The following is a 20,787-nucleotide window of genomic DNA, read 5'->3' on the forward strand; positions in this document are numbered from 1 at the left end:
CCCGGTTCCGAATGGAGCGACAGATCCGGAGGGCGTAGGCCTGTCGCACGCCTGCCGCCCGGTGCACCGTGTTCACCATGGTCGCGGTCGGGCAGGGCGTTCCACCGGGAGGAATCCGAGCCCTCGTTCGCCTCCGGACCGGCTACTGCGACAGGTAAGGAGCAGCGATCTTTGGCTTCCTCCGTTCACCTTCCGGGGTGAAGGTGAACGATCGACGGAACGAGCCCGTGGCGAAGCGCACGGCGAGGAGAACCGGTTGCTCGTGCTCGGGCGGCCTCGACCGGCCCCCGGACCGCTGCCGTTCCACAGGTGGAAGACCACCATCGGCTGCTGCGGATCCTCGCTGAGGTAGCCGAGCGCCTTTGACGCTGTTGAGGCCTCGCTCGTTGCGTTGGGCGTCGGGTATCGCAGACGCCCGCGGCGGTGTTCACGCGGTCGGGTTTGCCGCCGTAGAGCAACGCGTGACGGCCGCCTACCGCCCGTACCCCGGAAGCCGGCCGCCGTGAACTCCTCGTTGGGGGACACCGGAGACGGTTCAGGCGCGGGATGTTCACCTCGGCCGGGGTGTAGAACGGCACTCCGTCCCGCCGGTGGCGTTCTGCAGTTACGGGACAGCCCTTGGCCAGGTGACAGTTCGGCGTGCGGGGATCGTAAAGTGCCGGTCGGGAAACCGTCACCGTGACGGTTTCCCGACCGGCGGCAAGGCTGCGTCACCCGCCGGCAGCAGCGACCGCGGCGACGATTCCGGCGGCGTGGGCCTTGAGCGCCTCGTTCGCGAGCCATCGGTCGGGTCGCACGAGCGGCCACGCCTCGGCCTGCCTGAACTTCCCGCTCGTCAGCTCCGGCTGCTCCGTCCGTTCCAGGAAGCTCAGGGGCGCACGCGAATGACGGTCTTGCCCTTGCGCCGCTCGGTCGGGTTGAGCGCGGGGACGGCGTCGTCGAGGGTCGCGACGGTTCCAATGTGCGTGCGAAGGCGCCCGTCCCGCACCCGGTCGACGATCTCCACCAGCTGACTCGGAACGGACTCGACGACGAAGTCGACCGCGAGACCGTCGACAGGGCGAGTCTCAGCAGGCCCGACCACCGACACCAGCGTCCCGCCAGGCCGGATGATGCTCGCCGAGCGCCTCTGGATGTCACCACCGATGACATCGAAGACCAGGTCGACCCCTCCGATGTCTTCGAGATCGTCGTCGTCGAGGGCGAGGAACTCGTTCGCGCCGAAGTCGAGCGCCGCCTGACGGTCCGGCCCCCGCCCGGTACCGATGACGTAGGCGCCGAACTCCCGGGCGAGCTGCGTCACCACAGATCCGACCGCGCCAGCGGCGCCGTGTGCGAGGACGCTCTGCCCCGCCTGAAGACGACCGTGCTGGAACAGGCCTTGCCATGCGGTCAGGCCGGAGATCGGCAGGCTCGCACCCACCGTGAAGTCGACGGCCCCGGGCAGCGGCGCGAGGTTGCGTGCCTCCACGGCCGCGTACTCGGCCAGGGTTCCATCGCGGTGCCAGTCCGTGATCCCGAACACCCGCTGGCCCAGCGAGAGTCCCGTCGTGCCGTAGCCGAGGGAGATGACCACTCCGGCGAACTCGTGGCCGATGATCGCCTGGGCGCGGTCGTGACCGGAGCGATCGACCCACGTCGAGGGCCACTCCCACTCTGCCGGGACGAAGCCCGACGCATGGACTTCAACGACGACGTCGTTGATCGCCGGCGTCGGCTCAGGCCGCTCCGCCAGCCTGATCCCGGCCGCTTCCGCGCCCTGATCAGTCGCGACGATTGCCTTCATTTCTCTCTCCACATACCTCGTGCTCGCTGGCCCTGTGCTCAGGTCTGTGACTGTGTGTTTTTGTCCAGAGTAATTGTCAATTCCTATGGATCGATGGCGCCGCCCGGTTATGCGCTGAGGTGTTCGTGAAGCATCTGCCAGGTTCCGGCGTGGTTGACGAGCACGTTGGTGCCGCGGCCTCTTCCCCGTCGCGGCTGGCCGTCAATGGTTCCGGTCCAAGCGAATCGGTAGCGTCATACACGAGTCAACGGGCTCCCTTCGCCATGGTCGCGGCCAGCACAAACATCGGACTCATTCATCTAGGATCACCTCGTACCGTGACCGGGGAAAGACGACAGCGGTGCGCTCACGCACGGCCTGGCTCCCCTCACTCGTCACGGAACGCGCGCCGCGAGAACGGGGCGGCGCGCACTGCCTGGTGAGAACCGGTCGGCGGCGGAGCACTGGATTTCCCTCTCTCCCGCCCGCACCGGCTCCGGCATCCTTGCCTACCTGGCCGCGGGCTCCGCGGGCAGGTTGAAGACGTGGCCCGGCGTGACGATCTTCGTGATCTCCTCGCCGAAAAGCGTGGTGGGCTCCTGGTTGTCATGGTCGATGTCGGTGTTCAACAGGACGACGAGGGTCGCCCGTGCCGACGGCAGATAGACCACCAGGGACTCGTAGCCCGGCAGCGAACCGTTGTGCCCGATCCACCCCTGGACGCTGAAGATGCCGAGGCCATACCCGATGCCCGGGATGGGGGTCGGGGGTGTGGTGAGCCGCTGCTTCTGCAGGTCGGGACTGATCAGGTCGCCGCCGTCGGGCAGTTTGCCCGTGGCCACCGCACGCGCCCATACGCGCAGGTCCTGCAGATTGGAGATCATCGCGCCGGCCGCCCAGGCCCATGAAGGGTTCCAGTCGGCCGCGTCCTGGACGTCGCCGTTCGCGGTCTGGGTCGTGTATCCCTGCGCGTGCGGGGTCGGGAACGTGGCGTCGACCGGCAGGAGCGTGTGGTCCAGGCCGGTCGGTTCAAGGACGTCCTTCTTGATGTAGTCGTGCAGTTGCTGACCGGTGACCTTCTCGATGACGAGGCCGAGCAGGATGAGGTTGGTATTGGAGTACTCGAACTTCTTTCCCGGCGGGAACAGCACATGGTGCTGGAAGGCGTAGCCGAGCAACTCCTTCGGGGCGAACGGCTGGTGTGGGTCGTTCGTCAGCGCCTCGTAGAAGGCCTCGTCCTTGGAGTAGTTGAACAGGCCGCTGCGCATCCCAGCCAGCTCGCGCAGGGTAATCTTGCTTCCGTTGGGTACGCCTTCGACGTACTTCCCGATCGGATCGTTCAGGTTCACCTTGTGCCGGTCGACCAACTGCAGCAGCGCCGTCACGGTGAACGTCTTTGTCACGCTCCCGGTCCGCATGTACAGATCCGGCGACATGGCCTGGCCGTTGCTCGGGTCGGCGAGCCCGAAGGACCGCACATAGTTACCGTCGGGCGTCCACAGTCCCACGGTCACACCCGGGATGTTCGCCTCCCCCATGATCCGCTGGACGACGGTGTCGAGTTGCTGCGTCACGCCAGGGGTGATGTCACGGACCTCGTCCGGGGACGCCGATGTGGAAACGGACGGCGACGGTTTCGCCGGCACGGCGGGGCCACCGCACCCGGCCACGCCCGCGATCGGCAGTGCGAACATCCCTGCCGCGGCAGCCGTCGCAGCAGCCCGGCACAAACGGGAATGCGTCATGGAGTGACTCCCCACCATGCGAGGCCACGTTCCGCAACTCCGAGCACGAGCGTGTGTTTACCCCCGTGTGAGCACGAGCGCGGGATAACGATGTGTCCGCCTACGGCGCGACTGCACAGAAGCCGCAGGTCACGGCACTGCCCTGGGACACGGGCCGCAAGGTCCTGAACCTCCAGCATAAGAGCGCCCGCGCCCTGCCGCGCGTCGGCGCCCGACGCAATCCGGTCGGCGCCGTCCGGGTGATCCCCTCAGCCTTGGGTCCTCAGCCCGGAGCCCTGGAGCCCTGTTGTCGGCCTCGCGCCTGCCGGGCGACGCCTGGCCTGTCCCGCGGGCGGACGACGGGAGTTACGACAGGGCCCGGCGCGGCGCCGCCGTGGTCGCGTGGACCACGAGTCGCGGCACGATGACGGTCTCGGGGCCCGGCGCCGCCTCCGCCTCCATCCGGGCGATGGCCCGGCCGACGGCGAGTTCCGCCAGGCGCGGGATGTCCTGTCCGACAGTGGTCAGGTCGATGGGGGCGCGGCGGGCCAGGCGGCTGTCGTCGAAGCCGGCCACGGACATCTCGTCGGGGACGGGGACACCGGCGCGCAGGAAGGCGTCGAGGACGCCCGTCGCACAGCGGTCACCCGCCTGGTTACCGAGGCCGGCGGAACCTGGAGCCGATACGCTCCCGGCGCCATGAAAGGCACGATGACTGACAATGCCGGGATGACCCCACCCAGAATCCGTGTCGCCGCATACGTAATCCGGGATCGCGCGGTCCCCGAATTTCTGGTGTTCGACCACACCGGCATGCCGGAGGCCGGCACCCAAGTCCCTGCGGGAGGAGTCAAATCAGGCGAAGGACTGGAAGAAGCGGTCCTTCGAGAGGTCGCCGAGGAGACCGGTCTGCTGAGAGCCGCCGTGGTCCGGCAGATCGCCGTGGAGGACAAGCCCCATCCCGACACGGGTCAGCCACGACGAACCAGCTTCTTCTTCCTCCAGGCACCAGCAGACACCTCCGATGCGTGGGACCACCACGTCCACGGCGACGGAGACGACGCCGGCCTCACCTTTGCCTGCCGGTTCCTCCCCCTTCCCCTGAAGCAACCACTGGCCGACGACCAAGACACATGGCTGGGCCACATCGACCCGCGCTGGACCACCGTGACCAGCGACAGTCAGTAATCAGTAACCGGAGTCATCCACCGAATACGCGGCACCTCAACATGCGAGCCCCCCAGCCCCAGGGGCCGACTGGCGCCGGCGAGGACCTGGGCGTCGGTGATCCGCGCAGCTAGCGCATGCGCGTGGTCGGCGGCGTGGGTGCGCAGGGCCTGGTGCAGAGCAAGGGTGTCGGCCTGGTCCGGTCGAGGGTCTCCGCGGGGTGGGGGGATCGGCCACGGATCTCCGTGAAGTGCCCGGCGAGACGACCGGCACCCTCAAGGGTCTACGAACCGTTCGGAAGGTCACGCCACTGCACCCCGGTTGCACTCGGTGCAGAATCCCGTCGATCACCTGCCGGTGGTCCCGCCACCGTCCACAACGCCGGTTACTGACCGGCAGGAACGGCCGCAGCCGTTCCCACTCGGCATCTGTCAGATCACCCCGCCCCATGTCGGCAACAACGAGCCCACCAGCCGACAGGCACGTGATCTGCGAACAGGCCCCAGCGTGCGGGCCTACTTCGCCGGGTTCGTCAGCTCCGTGCCGAAGCGGCCCTTCGTCGCCGGGGAACCCAGGTCACTCGGGTCGATGAGTGACGAGTCCTTGGCGCTCAGCCCGTCGGTGCCCGCGTACAGCAGGGCCGCCGCGCCGACTCCCTCGGTGCGGTTCGGGATGCCCACGGCCAGGTCCGCCTTCCCGTCACCGTTGTAATCGGCCGGCGAGACGGAGGCACCGAACTTGTCGTTGCCCTCCATGGAGCCAGGGACGCCCTCGGTGTCGAGCGAGAAGGTCTGCGCCCCCTGGTCGGTCAGCCAGTTCTCGGTGCCCTTGAGCACGTTGATGGCACCGGCGTTGTTATAGCCCCCGGGCGCCTCGGCGCCGGTGTTGCTGACCACCAGGTCGTCGTGGCCGTCGCCGTCGAAGTCGGCGAGCCGGATAGCCTCACCCTCCTGCGCCTTGCCCTTCCAGTCCACCGGCTTGTCGGAGTCGAGCCCGTCGGCGGTGCCGGGGTAGGTGCGCAGCTTCTGCTCTTGCGGACCGTCCGAGAAGCCGGTGTCCGTGACGACGTCCTCCTTCCCGTCGCCGTTGATGTCGCCTACCACGGGGCGGTACTGCGCGAACGGCAGTGGGATGTCCTTGCCCAGCGGCGTCTTCTTCAGGCCTCCGGATGAGCCGGGCAGCACGCCGAGCGTGCCCTCGTCGGAGGGCGAGTCCTGGGAGGCGACGGTGACGAGATCGGCGTAGCCGTCCCCGTTGATGTCGCCGGAGGCCAGGTGCTCGACGCTGACGCCGCCGCCGGGTGGGGTGACGCTGGTCATCTTCGGGGTCGCGGTCTCCCGCAGGTTCTTCGCGCCCTTGACGAGCTGTACCTTCGCGCCGTCGGAGATGGCGATGTCGCTGAGGCCGTCCTTGTTGTGGTCGCCCACGGCTATCTGGTCGCCGAAGTGCGCGTTGGCAGCGACCTTCGGCGCGTGGAAGGCGATGGCGTCGCCGGACAGACCGCTCTTGGAGCCGAAGACGACCGTGACGGAACCGGCCTGCGTAGTGCTGCCGATGGCCTCGTTGTTCGCAGCGACGATCAGGTCGGCGTAACCGTCCCCGTCCACGTCGCCACGCACCACGGCCGAGCCGAAGCCGTCCTTGGCCTCCGGGGTGCCGGGCACGCCCGCGCTGGCCTGCGTCAGCGTGCTGTGCCGCTTGGTGTCGACGCCACCCTTGGCGCCGTAGGTCACGCCCACGTAGCCCGCCTTGGACTTCCCGGAGACCGTGCCCTCAGGCGCTCCCACGCCGAGGTCGGCGTGGCCGTCGCCGTCGAGGTCGCCCTGGGTGATCTTGCTCCGCTTTGCAGCACTCGTGGAAGGCTGGTCCTGGCCCCGCCCGTTGCCGTCCGTCACTGCTGCCATGGCGCCGCCGGCCGCGGCCGCGACAAAGGCGGCGCCCACAGCGCCTGACACCATGCTCCTGGTTCGGTTGCGCACAAATCCTCCAACGGGTAACACATCGATCGCCCCTCGGGTCCGCCCCCCTGAGTTGTGAGCCCGGTGGGATGGAAGGGGTTGTAGAGATAGACAGAAACAAAAGCGAGACGGTTGCAGAATGAACAGAAAATAACTCGGTCCAACAAATTCGCGCAGCGCACGGCAACTCCGTTCCGGGAAGCCGCACTTGGCGCCTACCATCCGCCCCTCGATTCACTCCTTCATGCCGCACAGCGAGTGGTCGACCAGCGTTCCGGTGGTGCTGAATCGCCTGCCCCGGCGACCGGTCTTCGGTAGATGCGGTACGAGTCGTGCCCACTCATCGTTCGTCAGACCGCCCCGCCCCGCCCTGCTTCGCCTCACGAACAGGACGGTGCTTGTGCCGGGTTCTGTGTCTGCGCCTGGGACCGTGTCGGTGTCTGTGTCCGACGGGCCACGGACCGTCGGACACACCCCGGTGAGGCCGTCAAGCGACCGGCGGCACCGCCCCCGACACCTCGGCCAGCAGGCGCTCGACCTCCGCGCCCCAGCGCGAGGCGATCACCAGCTCGCGTGCCGGGTCCACCCACAGCAGGTGACAGTACTTCGTTGAGCGTGTTCGCACTGCCCAAGCTGGAGACCCCGCGGAAGATCTGGTTGCCAAGCCCGGGCCCTGAGGCACAGGCCGCGATCGCCGCGATGCCCGTGCAACTGGGTCGATACCCGGACACCGATGAGGATTGGCGGCTGGGCTAGGGGCAGTTCGCCCCTGAGCAGCTGGGCGAACGTGACATCCCTATGCCCTTGGCGGCCTCGACGATCCCGCCGAAGAATACGGAGAGCGCACCAATGCGACGGGCAGCACCATGATCGGCTGAGCCCTGCCTGCTGCACTGGATGCCGACGAGATCGCACACTTGCTGAAGTCGGTGAACGAGAAGCCGCTTGCTTGCTCAGTGCACCGAAGACGTGTGCCCGTTCCGAGGAGATCGTGGACGTCATTTGAGGAGATGGCCCTTGCAGGGCACCGGACTCCGGTAAGTCCAAGGGCGCTACCGCGCGGAGCCGGGGCGGCCGTGCCCGCGAAGGCTTTGCACTGGAGGCGTTGTACTGGGACACAGGCACCGCCCAGCGCCAGGGATGTATGGCGAGCGCGCAGTTTCCGCCACTGTCCGGCCCCGGCCGCACAGCAGGCCGCGCAATCGCTGGTGCTCGGCCGACGGCCGCGTCGGCATTCACGGAGGGAGGGGCGCACACTGACCACAGCCTCGCCGGGAGGGCGGACGATGCCGGCGCTTCGATCGAACACCCGGAGAGGGCCATGTTCCATAACGCCCATCCCGGCTCATGGGACGCAGCCACCATGGTCGACCGCTCCTCGCGGACCGGCGGGCGTCTAATGACCCGTGTGCTGCCCGTGCGAGGTCTCGGACTGCCCTATCCATGCGGCCAGTAGCCGAAGCGCCTCTTCGGAGCTGGAGCCTGCCTCGGCGGTGTAGACACTCAGCCGCTGGTCGGTGTCGGCGGGCAGGGTGAGGGACTCGTAATTGAGGGTGAGCGGGCCGACGATCGGGTGGCGGAAGTGTTTGCTGCCATGCGTGTGCCGATACACGTTCTGGTCGGCCCACCAGCGGCGGAAGTCCTCATCCGTGATGGAGAGTTCGCCGACGAGTTCGGCCAGCAGTGGATCGTGGGGATGGCGTCCGGCGTCGCGCCGGAGCGAGGCGACAATGTCCTGGGCGTGGGTGTCCCAGTGGGTATACAGCGAGCGGGCGGTCTCGTCGCAGAACATGAACCGCACCAGGTTCCGCTCGCGGTGCGGCAGCGCGTCGAAGTCGGTGAGCAGCGCACGTGCCATCTGGTTGGACGCAAGGACGTCCAGTCGTCGCCCCAGAACAAGGGCGGGGGTGTGCTCGAGGATCCGGAGCAGGTCGCGCAGCCCCGGGCGGACCGGCTGCGGACGCGTCGCCGTGCGGCGGGGCCTGCCTGCGGCGGGCTTGGCGAGCTGGAACAGATGGGTGCGTTCGACTGGATCGAGGCGTAGCGCGCGGGAGATGGCGTCCAGCACGGTCTCGGAGACGTTCAGGCGGCGTCCGCGTTCCAGGCGTACGTAGTAGTCGACGCTCACGCCCGCCAGTTGCGCGATCTCTTCGCGGCGCAGTCCTGGCACTCGCCGAGAGCCGCCGCCGTCGGACAGGCCCGCCTGGCGCGGGGTGATCCGTGCCCGCCGAGAGCGGAGGAACTCACCGAGAGCTGTGTTGCGGTCCATGCCGTTCACGATACGGCCCAAGAGCGGCCCGACGGCCTGCGAAAGGGGGACTGGCAGTCCCCCCGTCCGGCTGTCCCCGGGGCGAAGCGGACCCCCCGGAAGCCGATCAGCAGCCGATTCCGGTGCTGAAGTGGAACGTGTCGAGACCGACCGGGGCCTGACCGCCCCGGTCGGCCTCTGTTCGTATCGCACGAAGGGAACTCCTGTGTCGGACACCAAGACATTCCTGATCACCGGCGTCAGCACCGGCCTGGGCCGCGCACTCGCACGCGCCGCCTTGGCCGCGGGCCACCGGGTGGTGGGCACGGTGCGCACGCCCGCCGACGTACGGGCCTTTGAAGCGCTCGCCGGTGACGCGCACGCCCGCATCCTGGACGTGACCGACCATGACGCGGTGGACACGGTCGTGGACGAGACCGAGCGCGACCTGGGCCCGGTCGACGTACTCGTCGCCAACGCCGGGTACGGCCATGACGGTCTCTTCGAGGAGTCGTCGATGGATGACCTTCGCCGTCAGTTCGAGGTGAACGTCTACGGAACCGTGGCGGTGATCAAGGCCGTGCTGCCGCACATGCGGGAGCGCCGTTCGGGCCACATCATCGCCGTCACCTCCATGGGCGGGCTGATCACCATGCCGGGCCTCAGCTTCTATCACGGCAGCAAGTTCGCGGTGGAGGGCATCCTCGAAACGCTCGGCAAGGAGGTCGCCGATTTCGGCATCCATGTCACCGCCGTCGAGCCGGGCAGCTTCCGGACCGACTGGGCCGGCCGCTCGATGATCCGCGCACCCCGTGTGATCGCCGACTACGACGAGCTGTTCGAGCCGCTGCGCGCCCGGCGCATCCACGGCAGCGGGCGCCAGCCGGGCGACCCGGACAAGGCCGCAGCCGCGGTGCTGCGCATCGTGGCGGCCGACCGACCGCCGACGCGCCTGCTGCTCGGAACCGACGCGCTTCAGCTCGTCCAGGCCGGACGCGACGCCTTCGAGCGCGACATGCTGGCATGGGCCGAGCTGTCGGCCTCGACCGACTTCGACGACGTCAGCCGGTCCGCCTACTGATCTTTTCGTAAGTTCGGTGGGTGTGGTGGGTGGATGGTCAGGCCGGTGTGCTGGGGTAGGACCATGGCAGGTGCTGGTTGTGGTTGATCCGGTGGATGCCTTGTTCGGTGGCGTCGGCGACGTCGGCGAGGTGGTCGTCGGCGAGGTTGGCGAGTTCGCGTTTCTTGAGCGAGGACCACAGGAGTTCCACCGGGTTCAGCTCGGGTGCGTATGCGGGTAATCGCTCGAGCGTGAGCCAGTCCTGTTCGGCGACCCAGGCTCGCATCGCCCGGCTCCAGTGGGCGGACAGCCCGTCCCAGACCAGCACCACCCGCTCCCCGCCGTAGAACGCCTTGACCTGCTCCAGAACGTCGATCAGTGCGGCGGTGTCGTAGCTGCCGGGCTTGAGGTGGAAACACAGGCGAGGACCACGATCCGGGTCGGTGGAGTGGTAGCCCAGAGCCGCGGCCATCGACGCACGTTTCCAGTTCAGCCGGTGCCGCAGGAGCGGAGTACGGCCCCGAGGTGCGTAAGTGCGGCGGATCTGGGGCAGCAGCGAGACGCCTGATTCGTCGAGGAACACGATCCAGGCACGTGTGTTCACCGCCCCATTTTGATGCGCGGCCACTCGTGCGTGATCCAGCGGGCGATCTCGGACTCGTCCCGCTCGACCGCCCGCCGCTCAGGCCGCTGCAGACTCCATCCCAGCCGGCCGGTCAGCACACGCCACACCGACGCCCGTGACAGCGACACTCCTGTCACCCGCTCGACGACGGCGCCGACTCGTTCCAAGGTCCACAGATCGGCCTCGAACCCATGAGCCCGGGCACCTCGCTCCAAGGCGGCCCGCACCGTCTCGACCTGGGCGTCATTCAGCTTGGGCGGGCGACCGGTGGCCGGACGCCGGCGTAACGCTGGAGCACCCCCTTCCTCCCACTTCAGCGAACTGCGGAACGAGGTTGAGGGCGTGAGTCACAAGATGCTCACCCAGAACCTGCGCATGCTGGAGCGCAACGGCCTGGTCGACCGGAAGGCGTACCCCACCGTGCCACCGCGGGTCGAGTACGCCCTTACCGAACCGGGCCGGGCCCTGCGCGCCACGGTTGACGCCATATGCGGCTGGACCCACCAGTACCTCGGTCACATCGAGGACGCGCGCCGTCATTTCGACGCCTGACGGGTGCACAGCGCCACACTCCCGTTGCGCGCTTCCTTGATCGATCTCGAGTTGGTGGCCACCAACTTGGCCTGCGCTGCACCTGCTATCGGGCTGCTGAGCCGGCCCATGCACTGCTGCTATTTCTCGTAAACATCCACGAGCTTCAAGATCACCAACTGCTGACCACACCGGTAGGCAAACGCTGCTGCTTGAGGTGCACGAAGCCAGACTCCCCTAGGTAGCGCAGTGTGGAAGGTGGCTATATCTGGCCGGCTGATTCCAGATCGATGATTCCATCCGTGTATGTCCAGATCGGCGGCTACCTGGACGGCGATGCGATGCCCTCTTCCCAGGGATCGAATCGATCAGCTCCGTATCCAGTTCGCGTTCGAGCCGGCGGAGCTGCTGACTGCCCGCGGACTGCGCGATGTGCAACCGCTCGGCGGGCCGGCCGAAGTGCAGTCCCTCCGCCACGGTGAGGACGTAGCTTGCAGCTGACGCAGCTCCATGGCCCCCGGCCCCTCTGTCCGCCGCGACCAGCATTGATCACCGTTCGCGATCGCTGTAGGCGCGGATCGCTCATTGGTCGGCGGGGGTGATCGCGGTTGGCTGGGGGCATCACGAACCGCGCGGGTCCCAAGGGCCCGAGGAGGCAGAGGGGACCGCCATGCCCAGTCTGGACGTCAACGACACCACGCTCCATTACGAGGACGAGGGGACCGGCCCGGCGCTGCTGTTCCTGCACGGCTGGATACTCGCCTTTACGCCGGGCGCCGCGCTCAGTGTGATCGCCGGCGCCGGCCATATGCCACACCAGGAGCTCCCCGACCGGTTCAACGCCGCGCTGCGCGCCGCACTCGCTCGGATGGTGCAGGCTGCCCGCACCACCGCGTAACCCGCCCGGACGAGCCCGCCAAGACGGAGAACACCCCGCGTCCGTCACAGAGATATCCATCGGCGCCGGTCCGCCCCCTCGAACGGAAGGGTGGCCAGGTACTGCGTCACCGGGGTCCGATCGCGGTGCACATTGACGGTCCCGGGTCTGTGATCAACCCTCTGCTGCTGGAGCGGGGGCGGGGGGGGGGCAGGGCGCGGGCCGATTCATGGGGACTGCGGGACGGTCGGTCCGAGGATTTCGCGCAGTGCCGCTTGCAGGGCATGGGTGCCGGAGTGGGCTTGGCGGGCTCCGAGCCGCCACTCGGCATCGATGGCGGTGACCACCCCCTCGCCGAGGGACAACTCACCTTCGGAGACGTGGATCTGATGGGCGACCAGCCCGGTTGCCCTGTCCCTCCCGTGATCTGTATGTGATGAACGGCCCGTAATCTGCCCTGCGTTGGGATTGAGGGGATAGGCGACCAAGGCGGGGGAAAGTCATGACATACCGGCGCGCGGTGTTACCGGCACTGGCTGGAGGGCTGCTGCTCACGGCGCTTCTGTGGTGGGCGGGGGCGAGTGCGCACGCACTGCACTTGCCGGGTGCTGCCGCCATGCTCGACAGCCAGACCGCCGCCGAGCTGGAGCGCTGGCTCGCCCCCTGGTCGTACGACCCTCCGAGCTCGGCCTGGCTCGGTACCGAGGTGTCCGGCGGGGGCGGGGGAGCAGACGGGGCCGTCGGTACCAACTACCGCGCGCTGTATTCCACCGCACTGCAGATCCGGTTCGGCGCGGTCTTCGCCTTCTTCATACCTGGGGCACTGCTCCTGGTCCGCAGGCTGCCGCCGGTGCGCGGCCGGATGCCGGCTGCGCTGCTCGCCATATGGGCCTGGGGCCTGGTAGCCGGGACCCTGGCGGTGACCGTTTCCGCACCGTGGCTGATCGGCTCGGGAGGGCGCGGGGGTTACCGTTTCCTGCCCCACCTGGCGAGCGTAATCGCCTCCGGGCGGCAGGTATTGGTGGTGACCGCGCTGGTCGCGGCGGCGGTGACTGTGGTCGCAGCGCGAGTCGCTGCCAAGGGGGCCGGTGCGTTGTCGCACGAGGTCGTCCCGGCTCGCGCCGCCCGCCTGGCAGCCTCGGTCGGAACTGCCGTGATCGCAATCTCCCTGGTCGTCCTCTCGTACCAGCCGGTCGCCGCCGCACTTCAACAAGTCTCCCCGAGCATCGGTCTGTTCGCTGAACCCGGTGACCTTCTACGCCAGTGGCTGCTGCTCGGCGCCTGGGCGGGCCCAGGGGCCGCGCCGCTTGGTTACTGGCTCCTGTATCGCGCCGCCGATCTGCTGCTGCTCGCCGTGGTGTGGTGGGCACTGCGCCGGCTGCCGGGACTGCTCACCCGAGCCACTGTTCCCGCGATGGCGGCCGGCGCAGTGTGCGCGACCGTCTTCGGGCTGCTGGCGAGCCAGCTGCTGAGGATGGCGTTGGACGGGGTGGGCTCGGGCCTGCGCCGGGACCTGCTACATCTGGCCGCTGAGCTCGGTAATGGCGTCCCTGCCGCCCTGACCTGTGGCCTGGTGGCAGGATCCGCCGCCGCCCTGACGCTGCGGGTGGCCGCGAGCCGCGCGGAGATCGCCGATGCCGCCATCTCCCCTCAGGATTCCGGGCGGCCTTAGCTTGTTCTTGAGGGGCCGTCCTGTGAACTCGGTGGAGCAGCGGGCGGCGTCAGGTGCGGTGCATCGCAAGGCGGAGGGTCGTCGTACTGGGCGTATTCGGCCGATCCGATCACGCGGCGAGGTGCCGCAGCGTCGTGGTGTGCCCGCCCGCCGAGGACCACGGGACCTTTCAGCGAGTGCGGAAGACGACGTCACGACGATGGCGGGGAGCCGTGGCACACGGGGCCCGGTTGGGGCGTGTCCTGGGCGCGGACTCGGACTAGGAAGGCGACCCAGCTGCGGTAGGGCTTCCAGCGATCGGCGATCTTGGCCAGTTGGGTGACGTCGTCGTCGGTGGTCGGGGCGCCGAGTCCGTATGCGGTGGCAATGGCTTTGTGGACGCGTGGTTCGTGGCGGGGGAAGACGTCGGGGTGTCCTGCTCCCCGGATGAGGATGAGTTCGGCGGAGAAGGGGCCGATGCCGGGCAGGGCGCGCAGTTCAGTGAGGGCGTAGTCGGCGGGCAGGGCGCGCAGGTGGGCTGCGTCGAGTCTGCCGTCGAGGGCTGCTTCGGCCAGTGCGTGCAGCCGCTCGATCTTGATGCCGGTGAGGCCGGGCACGTGGGTGATGGCGCGCAGGGCCGCGGGGGTGGGGAATGCGTGCAGGGGCCGGCCTGCGATGTGGACGCGGTGTCCGTGCTGGTGGGCGATGCGGGCCTTGATGGTTGCTGCCTGGGTCATGCGGATGCGGTTGCCGATGATTGCCCAGGTGGCGGCTTCGTAGGGGGAGTGGAAGCACACCGGGCGCAGCCCCGGGTGGTCCGCCATGAGCCCGGCCACCACGGGGTCCCCGGCAAGACCGGGGAATCCGGTGGCGTCGACGTCGAGCGAGAGGATGCGGGCGAGTTGGGCCCGCACGGCTTGTGTGGCCGCCGCCTCCGCGGTCACTGCCTTCGCCGGGTGCGGGGTACCGGGGTGCACGGTGAATTCGGCCCGGACCGTTCCCGTGCCGCCGTCTGCCCTCACCTCCTGCCGGACGGCGGCCGCGACGACCGAGTCGCCGTCGTCGGCAGGGAAGGCCAGGCGGAGGATTCCGTCCGCCGTGTAAGGGTGGTTCGCGGGGCCGAAGCCCTCCAGGAACCGGATGCCGGAAGCAAGCGAGAAGGGCCCGGCCGGGGTGAGGGTGACGGCGGGCACGGTCAGCCTCCGTGTGCCGTGAGGGTGTAGCCCTCGGGGCCTTCGAAGGAGAACATCGGCCCGAAGGGGCTGTCCGTGATCGGAGTGAGGATCGTGATCCCGGCAGCGGTGAGCTGGTCGTGGAGCTGGTGGGCGTCGGAGGTCTGGAACCAGAGCACCGCGCCGAGTCCGGGCCGTGCGGTGTCGGCGAGGTCGACGCCCGGGAGGAGCTCGCGGACGGCGAAGGGGGTCGGCTTGGTGTCGAAGACGACTGCGTGGGGTGGCGAGACCGCGGCCCGGCGCAGACCGAGGTGCTGCTCGCAGAATTCCGCTGCCGCGTTCAGGTCGCGCACCTGCAGGGCGACGAAGTCGGGGCCGTCGATGGTGACAGGCATGGGTCTCCTCGAACTCGATGAACTCGATGTCAGGACTTTGACATGGTCGAGGTTAGGACGGCCGGGTCGCATATGTCAAAATGCTGACATGCTGGAGAACGCGTCGGCCGAACCGCCCCACCCCACGAAAGACGTCACTCACCACGTGGGATACCTGCTCAAACGGACGCAGGCCGCCCTCCGTGGGGCCATGGACAAGGTCCTGCGCGAGCACGGCCTGACTGTGCCGCAGTACGCCACCCTCGAACTTCTGTCCCTGCATCCCGGCATGTCCAACGCCGACCTCGCCCGCGCGACCTTCGTCACCCGGCAGTCCGGAAACGTCGTCCTGCGGGCCCTGCAGGAAGCGGGAATGATCACCCGCCCCGCCACCGCCGACCACGGCCGCGCCCGGCCCGCCCACCTCACCGCGGAGGGCAACGCGCGCCTGGCCGCCGTCCAGGCCGCCGTCTACGCCATCGAACAGCGCATGGTCGAAGCGATCCCGGCGCAGCGCCTGGCAGTGCTCCTCGCCGACCTCGAACGCATGGCGGCAGCGCTGGAGGAATGACCCCACACCCGGGCCGGTGAACTCCGCCAGGACGCCGTGGGCAAACTGCTCGTCGAGCCTGTCGGCTTGCGATTGGCCCTCGGTGTGCCGGAGTCCTGCCGGGAGGCGTTCGGCTCCAACCGAGCCTTTCGCCTGACCAAGAGGAGCTGACGCAAGGTTCGGACGCGTCGGTAGGTGATTGCGCAGCAGGCCGAATTGAGGAACACCTCGTGGATGTTGCCCTGTCGGCGGTCGGCGATCGGTGCAGGGCGACCACCGCGCCCGTTCGTTCGGCGGCGATCTTGACGGCGAAGCCCGTCGGCGCGGTGCTCATCGCATAGCGGTGCAGGTGCTGCCAGAGCGGGTGCCGGGCGAAGAACCCGGCGAAGAACCCGGCGAAGAACCCGGCGACGGAGCCGGCCCTCGCGATGACGAACGCGTCGCCCGCGGCCCCCACCGCGATCTTGGCCAGCCCCAACAGCAGCTCCAAGGGAAGCCCCAACAGCAGCCCCCGCAAGCCGACACGGCCGCGCTCCCTGTCGACGCGACGAACCGCGGCAGCAGCGAGATGCAGAGGACGGCACCTTGGGATGGAGCGGGCAGGTGAGGAAGCCCGTCAGGAAGAGCTTGCGGGCATCGCATTCTGCGTCGCGGGCGCGTGATGCGTCAGGGTGCGGTGGTGCAGGTGGTGCAGGTTACGCGGGTGGGACAGGCGGTCCGATGTGGCCGAAGGCCGAGGCGATGGGAAACCGACCGACGGCCGCCCGACCGGCCCTGGGCTTGTGTCTCTCCTGCGGTCACGCTCCTTGCTCTGCCTGGTCTCCTCCGTTCGGGACGGCGCTGCCCGCCGCATGCATTCCGGGAAGCACGGTCACGTACGGCACGCCGGTGCGCGGGTGCTCGGTCACCTCCGCCTCGACGCGGTAGACCTCGGCCAGCAGCGCGGGCGTGAACACCTCCACCGGGCTTCCGGTCGCGACCACCCGGCCGCCGTCCATCACGCAGATCCGGTCGCAGAAGGAGGCGGCCAGGTTGAGGTCGTGCAGCGCGACGACGGCGGTGACGCCGAGCCTACGGACGAGCCGCAGCGCATCGAGCTGATGACGCAGGTCCAGGTGGTTGGTCGGCTCGTCCAGGACCATCGTTCCCGTGCGTTGCGCGAGTGCACGGGCGATCAGGACCCGCTGCTTCTCCCCGCCGGAGAGCTGGTCGAACGGCGCGTGTGCCAGTTCACCGACGTGCAGTTCCTCCAGCGCTCGCAGGATGATGTCGCGGTCGTCCGCGTCGTCGCCCGCGAAGGCCCGCTTGTGCGGCGTGCGGCCCATGGCGACCACGTCGTACACGGTGAGTTCGAAGTCCCCGGGAGTTTCCTGGAGGACGGCCGCCAGTCGCTGCGCGAGCCGTTTGCCGGGCATCCGCCAGACGTCCGTGCCGTCCAGCAACACCCGTCCTGATGTGGGGCGCTGCGCCCGGTAGAACGTGCGCAGCAGCGTCGACTTGCCGGCCCCGTTGGGGCCCACAAGCGCCACCATCTCGCCGGGCGCCACGTGCAAGGAGGCTTGGTGGACCAGGGTTTTGCCGTTCACCACGACGGAGACCTCGTGGGCGTCGAGCGCTCCGGCCGCCGCTATCGCACTCGTCGTCATCGGGCCGCCTTCCGCCCCGTCAGCCGCAGGAAGAACGGGCCGCCGACCAGGGCGCTGAGAATGCCGACGGGTATCTCCTCCGGACTCACTTGCGAGCGCGGGCACCCTCACCGTCCACCCCCTCGAATACCGTCGCCACAACTGCTGCCTCTACTACCGCGTCCGGGGCTCCGGATACTGCGACGAGTGCGTGCTCCACCTCAGGGGGCACAGCTGTCCACCCCGGCCTCCCACTTGCGCCGGCGCAGCACATGGTCGCTGAAGAGGTGTCGGCTTCGGTCGAGCAGTTCCCCCACCTCCGCGGCGTGGCACCGCACGTCCGCCGGCGATTGCCAGCGCTGCACGGACTGCCCGGCCCAGGTGCGCAGCTTCGCGTCCGGGTCCTCCAGCAGACCGACCGCCGTGCGGAGCGCCACGACGCCGCCATGCGCGTCGAGCAGCCGGAAGGCGCCGACGCGGACGTGCCGCGGCTGGTCGGAGCCGGTGCGTTCCAGGAGCCAGTCGGCGGGCAGTTCCTTTGCCGAGGGCAGCAGGGCGAGGGCTGTCTCGCGGACAACACTGGCGCCGGGGTCGTCGAGGAGCGGTCGCAACTGCTTCATCTCCACGCAGTCCAGTGTCCGCAGTCCGGCCACTGCCCGCGCTCGCACGCCGGCCTTCGGGTGTGCGAGCAGCGGCCACAGCAGCCCGGCGTCCGCGCGGTTCCCGCACTCGGCCAGCCCGATGACCGCACCGGGCGGCAACTCGGGGTCGTCCACTGCCGTGCACCGCTCCCGGTACCAGGCCACCGGATCGCCTCCCTGCCGTCGTACGACATACCGGGCGCAAGCGCGCACGAGCGCGGACCGGTCGCTGAGGAACGACTTTGCCTGTTCGGACCATCCCGCCCGCCGCAGGGCGGTGACGCCGGCCGAACGCGTACGCGGGTGGCGCGCGGAGAGCAAGGGAGGCAGCACGTCCTCGTACGCCTCCCCGTCCCTATCGCTCAGAGCCGTGAGCGCCGCTGTGGCACACAGGTCCTGGACCACGGTGTCCTCGTCCCGGGCGGCCGCGCGGGACAGCTCAGCGGGACGGAGCAGCCGGCCCTCGACGGCCAACCGGTAGGCGAACCGCCGGACGGTGCGGTCGGGGTGAGCGAAGAGAGGAACGAGCTGTCCGTGGGATGCCCGGCGCAGGACCTGACCGAGCACATCGACGCCGAAGGCCCCTCTGCCGCGGCGGCCGACGCGGAGGATGAGCGGCGCGAGGTCGCGGGCGGAGTCCACATCAAGGGCCTCGCACAGGAGTTGGCAGGCGCGTTCGCGTACGGGGCCGACCCAGTCGGCGCAGCGGATCACGACCAGCGGCAGCAGGCCGGGGTATCGGGCCGACCGGCCGACCGCCTCCTGACGGATCCGTCCGTCGCGGTGGCAGAGAGCCAGTGCGAGCCGGGACTCGCCGAGCTGCGTCAGATCGGCGGGCAGCGGGGCACCGTGCTCCCGCTCCGGCAGGAAGTGCAGGCGGTGCCAGGCCACCTCACGCACTCCTGCATCCAGCGCGAGCCAGTCACCGGGGTCGGCGACATCAAGCGTTTCCCGAAGCGGCGCACCTCCCACGAGCCGCATCGCTGCCGCTGTCCCGCCCTTGACGCCCTCAAGCATTCCGCCCCCTCCAGTGGCCATACCCGGGCGATCGTAGGGTGTGGGGATCGCGCAGCGGGCCGTGTTTGACCTTGACGCGGTGTCAGGGTCTTCACTGCTTGCCGAGGAGGTGGTCTCGATGACGATCACGCGAGAGAACACGGATGGGAGACGAGCGCTTCAGGGGCTGGAGGACGACCGCTCGTCCGTGCGCCTGCGGGCTGCTCTGGCGGTCGGCACGACGCCTGACCCGCGCTTCGTCGACAAGCTCATCGAGCGATGCGCGATCGAGCCCGAGTTCTTGGTCCGCGACATGCTGACCTGGGCACTCACCCGCCACCCGGTGTCCATGACGCTCCCCGGGCTGATCCGCGAAGTCCGCTCGGAGCGTGCGCAGGCACGGAGCCAGGCGCTGCACACGCTGTCCAAGATCGGGGGCCGGCAGGCGTGGCCGGCGATCACCCGGGCGCTGTTGTCCGACGGCGACGTCGAGGTGGCGCGGAGCGCCTGGCGGGCCGCGGTCGTGCTCGTGCCGGAAGGCGAGGAGTCCGCCTTGGCCGCGGTGCTGGCGACGCAGCTCGGGCGCGGTGAGCGGGAGACCCAGCTGAGTCTCAGCCGGGCGCTGGTCGCGCTGGGTGAAGTGATTCTGCCGGCACTGCGTGCCGCGACGACGGCCCCCGGCCCGCGTGTGCGCGCACGCGCTCGCCACCGAGCGGCTGCTGCGCGACCCGGACACCGGATTCGCGTTCGCGATCGAGGAGGCGAAGCGCGTCGTGGCCCTCGGCGGGTCCGGCCAGGCGGGAGGGTAGGACGTGTTGATCGGCGAGGTGGCACGACGGTCCGGGGTCAGTGCCCGCATGCTCCGGCACTACGAGTCGCGCGGCCTGGTGCGCCCTTCGGGGCGTACGGGCTCCGGTTATCGGGAGTACTCCGCGGAGGACATCCGACGGATCTTCCATATCGAGAGCCTGCGGTCGCTGGGGCTGTCCCTGCGCGAGATCGGGCGCGCGCTCGACGATCCCGCCTTCACGCCCTCGGCACTCGTCGACGACCTCATCCGTCAGACGCGCGAACGCATCGCGGCGGAAACCGAGTTGCTTACGCGGCTGCGCCGGATCGATGCGGCCGAGCCCACCGGCTGGGAGGACGTCCTCCAGGTCGTCGCGCTCCTCCAGGCACTGGGGTCGAAGAGCGCCGAGGCGCGCCAGCGCGCGGCCCTTTCCTCGGTCGACGAGGTTCCGGTGCCGGTGGAGGCCCTGGTCGAGGCGGCACTGAGCGAGACGGAGCCGAACGTCGCCGGGGCCCTGCGCTGGGCGCTGGCGCGATCCGGCGACGGCGGCCCGGCACTGCTGGCGGCGGGCCTCGGCTCACCGGTGGCCGCGGTGCGGGAACGCGCCGTTCAGTCCCTCGCCGAAATGCCCGGTGATGAGGCCACCGCGCGGCTGCGGGACGCTCTCGCGCACCCCGACGTCGTGGTCCGCGGGTATGCGGCTCTGGCGCTCGGGACACGCGGAACGGCCGATGCGGTCCCGACGCTCATCGACATGATCGTGGAGGGAAGGAACGACACCGACGCAGCCGATGCGCTGAGCGTGCTGGCGAGCGACACCGCGACGGCGGATCAGATCGCGACCGGGCTCGTCGACCGCCTCGCCCACGACACCGCTGAAGCGCCGGCACGCGGACGGCTGGCCCAGGCACTGGCGGGCATCCCGGGGACGACAGCCGCACGTGCCCTCGTGGAGCTGTCGCATGACGAAGACCGTGCCGTTGCGCTGACCGCGGCGTACCTTCTTCAGCTACGCGACGCCCGGTGACGGACC

19 protein-coding genes and 6 pseudogenes are annotated in these 20,787 nt (G+C 69.3%); 9 read left to right on the forward strand and 16 right to left on the reverse strand.

The genetic code is table 11. From position 1 onward, the window contains the following. Window positions 1-868 precede the first annotated feature (868 nt). From ABR737_RS39005 to ABR737_RS39020, 4 genes are all read right to left on the reverse strand, one after another. The gene (locus ABR737_RS39005; protein WP_350255886.1) at window positions 869-1,786 is read right to left on the reverse strand and encodes an NADP-dependent oxidoreductase; all 918 of its coding nucleotides are present in this window, start codon (window positions 1,784-1,786) and stop codon (window positions 869-871) included. Window positions 1,787-1,893: 107 nt separating this feature from the next. Further along, on the reverse strand, window positions 1,894-1,992 hold the full coding sequence (locus tag ABR737_RS39010) for a nuclear transport factor 2 family protein (RefSeq protein ID WP_350257097.1): 99 nt from the start codon (window positions 1,990-1,992) through the stop codon (window positions 1,894-1,896). 282 nt (window positions 1,993-2,274) lie between these two features. Then, the gene (locus tag ABR737_RS39015) at window positions 2,275-3,510 is read right to left on the reverse strand and encodes a serine hydrolase domain-containing protein (protein ID WP_350255887.1); all 1,236 of its coding nucleotides are present in this window, start codon (window positions 3,508-3,510) and stop codon (window positions 2,275-2,277) included. 345 nt (window positions 3,511-3,855) lie between these two features. Continuing rightward, window positions 3,856-4,296, reverse strand: coding sequence for a substrate-binding domain-containing protein (locus ABR737_RS39020; RefSeq protein ID WP_350255888.1), 441 nt, complete (start codon window positions 4,294-4,296; stop codon window positions 3,856-3,858). On the opposite strand from ABR737_RS39020, the gene ABR737_RS39025 reads away from it, so the two are divergent. Further along, a complete protein-coding gene (locus ABR737_RS39025; RefSeq protein WP_350255889.1) occupies window positions 4,219-4,677 on the forward strand; it encodes an NUDIX hydrolase in 459 nt (152 codons plus the stop codon). The two genes, ABR737_RS39020 and ABR737_RS39025, sit on opposite strands and share 78 nt — an antisense overlap. A gap of 274 nt (window positions 4,678-4,951) precedes the next feature. Here the strand turns inward: ABR737_RS39025 and ABR737_RS39030 are convergent. The 4 genes and pseudogenes from ABR737_RS39030 to ABR737_RS39045 all read right to left on the reverse strand — a co-directional run. Beyond that, window positions 4,952-5,106 (reverse strand): annotated as a pseudogene (locus tag ABR737_RS39030) (transposase); the annotation flags it as partial. 65 nt (window positions 5,107-5,171) lie between these two features. Then, the gene (locus tag ABR737_RS39035; protein WP_350255890.1) at window positions 5,172-6,614 is read right to left on the reverse strand and encodes an FG-GAP-like repeat-containing protein; all 1,443 of its coding nucleotides are present in this window, start codon (window positions 6,612-6,614) and stop codon (window positions 5,172-5,174) included. Between the two features lie 584 nt (window positions 6,615-7,198). Beyond that, window positions 7,199-7,435 (reverse strand): annotated as a pseudogene (locus ABR737_RS39040) (ABC transporter permease); the annotation flags it as partial. Window positions 7,436-8,010: 575 nt separating this feature from the next. Next, window positions 8,011-8,883 (reverse strand): helix-turn-helix transcriptional regulator, encoded by an 873-nt coding sequence (locus tag ABR737_RS39045; RefSeq protein WP_350255891.1) that lies wholly within the window; start codon window positions 8,881-8,883, stop codon window positions 8,011-8,013. A 205-nt stretch (window positions 8,884-9,088) separates the two neighbouring features. On the opposite strand from ABR737_RS39045, the gene ABR737_RS39050 reads away from it, so the two are divergent. After that, a complete protein-coding gene (locus ABR737_RS39050; RefSeq protein ID WP_350255892.1) occupies window positions 9,089-9,943 on the forward strand; it encodes an oxidoreductase in 855 nt (284 codons plus the stop codon). Window positions 9,944-9,980: 37 nt separating this feature from the next. Here the strand turns inward: ABR737_RS39050 and ABR737_RS39055 are convergent, their stop codons facing one another. Both ABR737_RS39055 and ABR737_RS39060 read right to left on the reverse strand, forming a co-directional pair. Beyond that, a complete protein-coding gene (locus tag ABR737_RS39055; RefSeq protein WP_350255893.1) occupies window positions 9,981-10,526 on the reverse strand; it encodes a transposase in 546 nt (181 codons plus the stop codon). Then, on the reverse strand, window positions 10,523-10,864 hold the full coding sequence (locus tag ABR737_RS39060) for a winged helix-turn-helix domain-containing protein (protein WP_350257098.1): 342 nt from the start codon (window positions 10,862-10,864) through the stop codon (window positions 10,523-10,525). Before ABR737_RS39060 ends, ABR737_RS39055 begins: the two co-directional genes overlap by 4 nt. Here ABR737_RS39060 and ABR737_RS39065 point away from each other — a divergent pair. After that, window positions 10,860-11,099, forward strand: a pseudogene (locus ABR737_RS39065) (winged helix-turn-helix transcriptional regulator); the annotation flags it as partial. The gene ABR737_RS39060 and the pseudogene ABR737_RS39065 overlap by 5 nt on opposite strands. A 342-nt stretch (window positions 11,100-11,441) precedes the next feature. On the opposite strand, the pseudogene ABR737_RS39070 reads toward ABR737_RS39065, so the two are convergent. Continuing rightward, a pseudogene (locus ABR737_RS39070) lies at window positions 11,442-11,590 on the reverse strand (LysR family transcriptional regulator); the annotation flags it as partial. A gap of 158 nt (window positions 11,591-11,748) precedes the next feature. On the opposite strand from ABR737_RS39070, the gene ABR737_RS44020 reads away from it, so the two are divergent. Further along, window positions 11,749-11,976 carry a hypothetical protein gene (locus ABR737_RS44020; RefSeq protein ID WP_502964445.1) on the forward strand — a complete coding sequence of 76 codons (228 nt, stop codon included), beginning with the start codon at window positions 11,749-11,751 and terminating at the stop codon, window positions 11,974-11,976. A 206-nt stretch (window positions 11,977-12,182) separates the two neighbouring features. Here the strand turns inward: ABR737_RS44020 and ABR737_RS39080 are convergent, their stop codons facing one another. Next, window positions 12,183-12,320, reverse strand: coding sequence for a hypothetical protein (locus tag ABR737_RS39080; protein ID WP_350257169.1), 138 nt, complete (start codon window positions 12,318-12,320; stop codon window positions 12,183-12,185). A 137-nt stretch (window positions 12,321-12,457) separates the two neighbouring features. Here ABR737_RS39080 and ABR737_RS39085 point away from each other — a divergent pair, with 137 nt between their 5' ends. After that, window positions 12,458-13,627, forward strand: a complete 1,170-nt coding sequence (locus ABR737_RS39085; protein ID WP_350255894.1) for a hypothetical protein — start codon at window positions 12,458-12,460, stop codon at window positions 13,625-13,627. Between the two features lie 191 nt (window positions 13,628-13,818). Here the strand turns inward: ABR737_RS39085 and ABR737_RS39090 are convergent, their stop codons facing one another. Together ABR737_RS39090 and ABR737_RS39095 are read right to left on the reverse strand one after the other, a co-directional pair. Further along, complete coding sequence (locus tag ABR737_RS39090; protein WP_350255895.1) at window positions 13,819-14,799, reverse strand: DNA-3-methyladenine glycosylase family protein; 981 nt, start codon at window positions 14,797-14,799, stop codon at window positions 13,819-13,821. Between the two features lie 2 nt (window positions 14,800-14,801). Beyond that, complete coding sequence (locus ABR737_RS39095; protein WP_350255896.1) at window positions 14,802-15,173, reverse strand: VOC family protein; 372 nt, start codon at window positions 15,171-15,173, stop codon at window positions 14,802-14,804. Window positions 15,174-15,261: 88 nt separating this feature from the next. Between ABR737_RS39095 and ABR737_RS39100 the strand changes: the two genes are divergently transcribed. Beyond that, entirely contained in the window at window positions 15,262-15,723 is a 462-nt protein-coding gene (locus ABR737_RS39100; RefSeq protein ID WP_350255897.1) for a MarR family winged helix-turn-helix transcriptional regulator, read from the forward strand. A gap of 776 nt (window positions 15,724-16,499) precedes the next feature. Here the strand turns inward: ABR737_RS39100 and ABR737_RS39105 are convergent. Further along, complete coding sequence (locus ABR737_RS39105; protein WP_350255898.1) at window positions 16,500-17,348, reverse strand: ABC transporter ATP-binding protein; 849 nt, start codon at window positions 17,346-17,348, stop codon at window positions 16,500-16,502. 139 nt (window positions 17,349-17,487) lie between these two features. Between ABR737_RS39105 and ABR737_RS39110 the strand changes: the two are divergent. After that, window positions 17,488-17,544: pseudogene (locus ABR737_RS39110) on the forward strand ((2Fe-2S)-binding protein); the annotation flags it as partial. A 4-nt stretch (window positions 17,545-17,548) separates the two neighbouring features. Here ABR737_RS39110 and ABR737_RS39115 read toward each other — a convergent pair. Continuing rightward, window positions 17,549-19,006, reverse strand: coding sequence for a hypothetical protein (locus ABR737_RS39115; RefSeq protein WP_350255899.1), 1,458 nt, complete (start codon window positions 19,004-19,006; stop codon window positions 17,549-17,551). A gap of 97 nt (window positions 19,007-19,103) precedes the next feature. Here ABR737_RS39115 and ABR737_RS39120 point away from each other — a divergent pair. After that, a pseudogene (locus tag ABR737_RS39120) lies at window positions 19,104-19,773 on the forward strand (HEAT repeat domain-containing protein). A 3-nt stretch (window positions 19,774-19,776) separates the two neighbouring features. Beyond that, window positions 19,777-20,781 carry a MerR family transcriptional regulator gene (locus ABR737_RS39125; RefSeq protein ID WP_350255900.1) on the forward strand — a complete coding sequence of 335 codons (1,005 nt, stop codon included), beginning with the start codon at window positions 19,777-19,779 and terminating at the stop codon, window positions 20,779-20,781. Window positions 20,782-20,787 lie beyond the last annotated feature (6 nt).

The organism is Streptomyces sp. Edi2, assembly GCF_040253635.1.
Classification (GTDB): Bacteria; Actinomycetota; Actinomycetes; order Streptomycetales; family Streptomycetaceae; genus Streptomyces.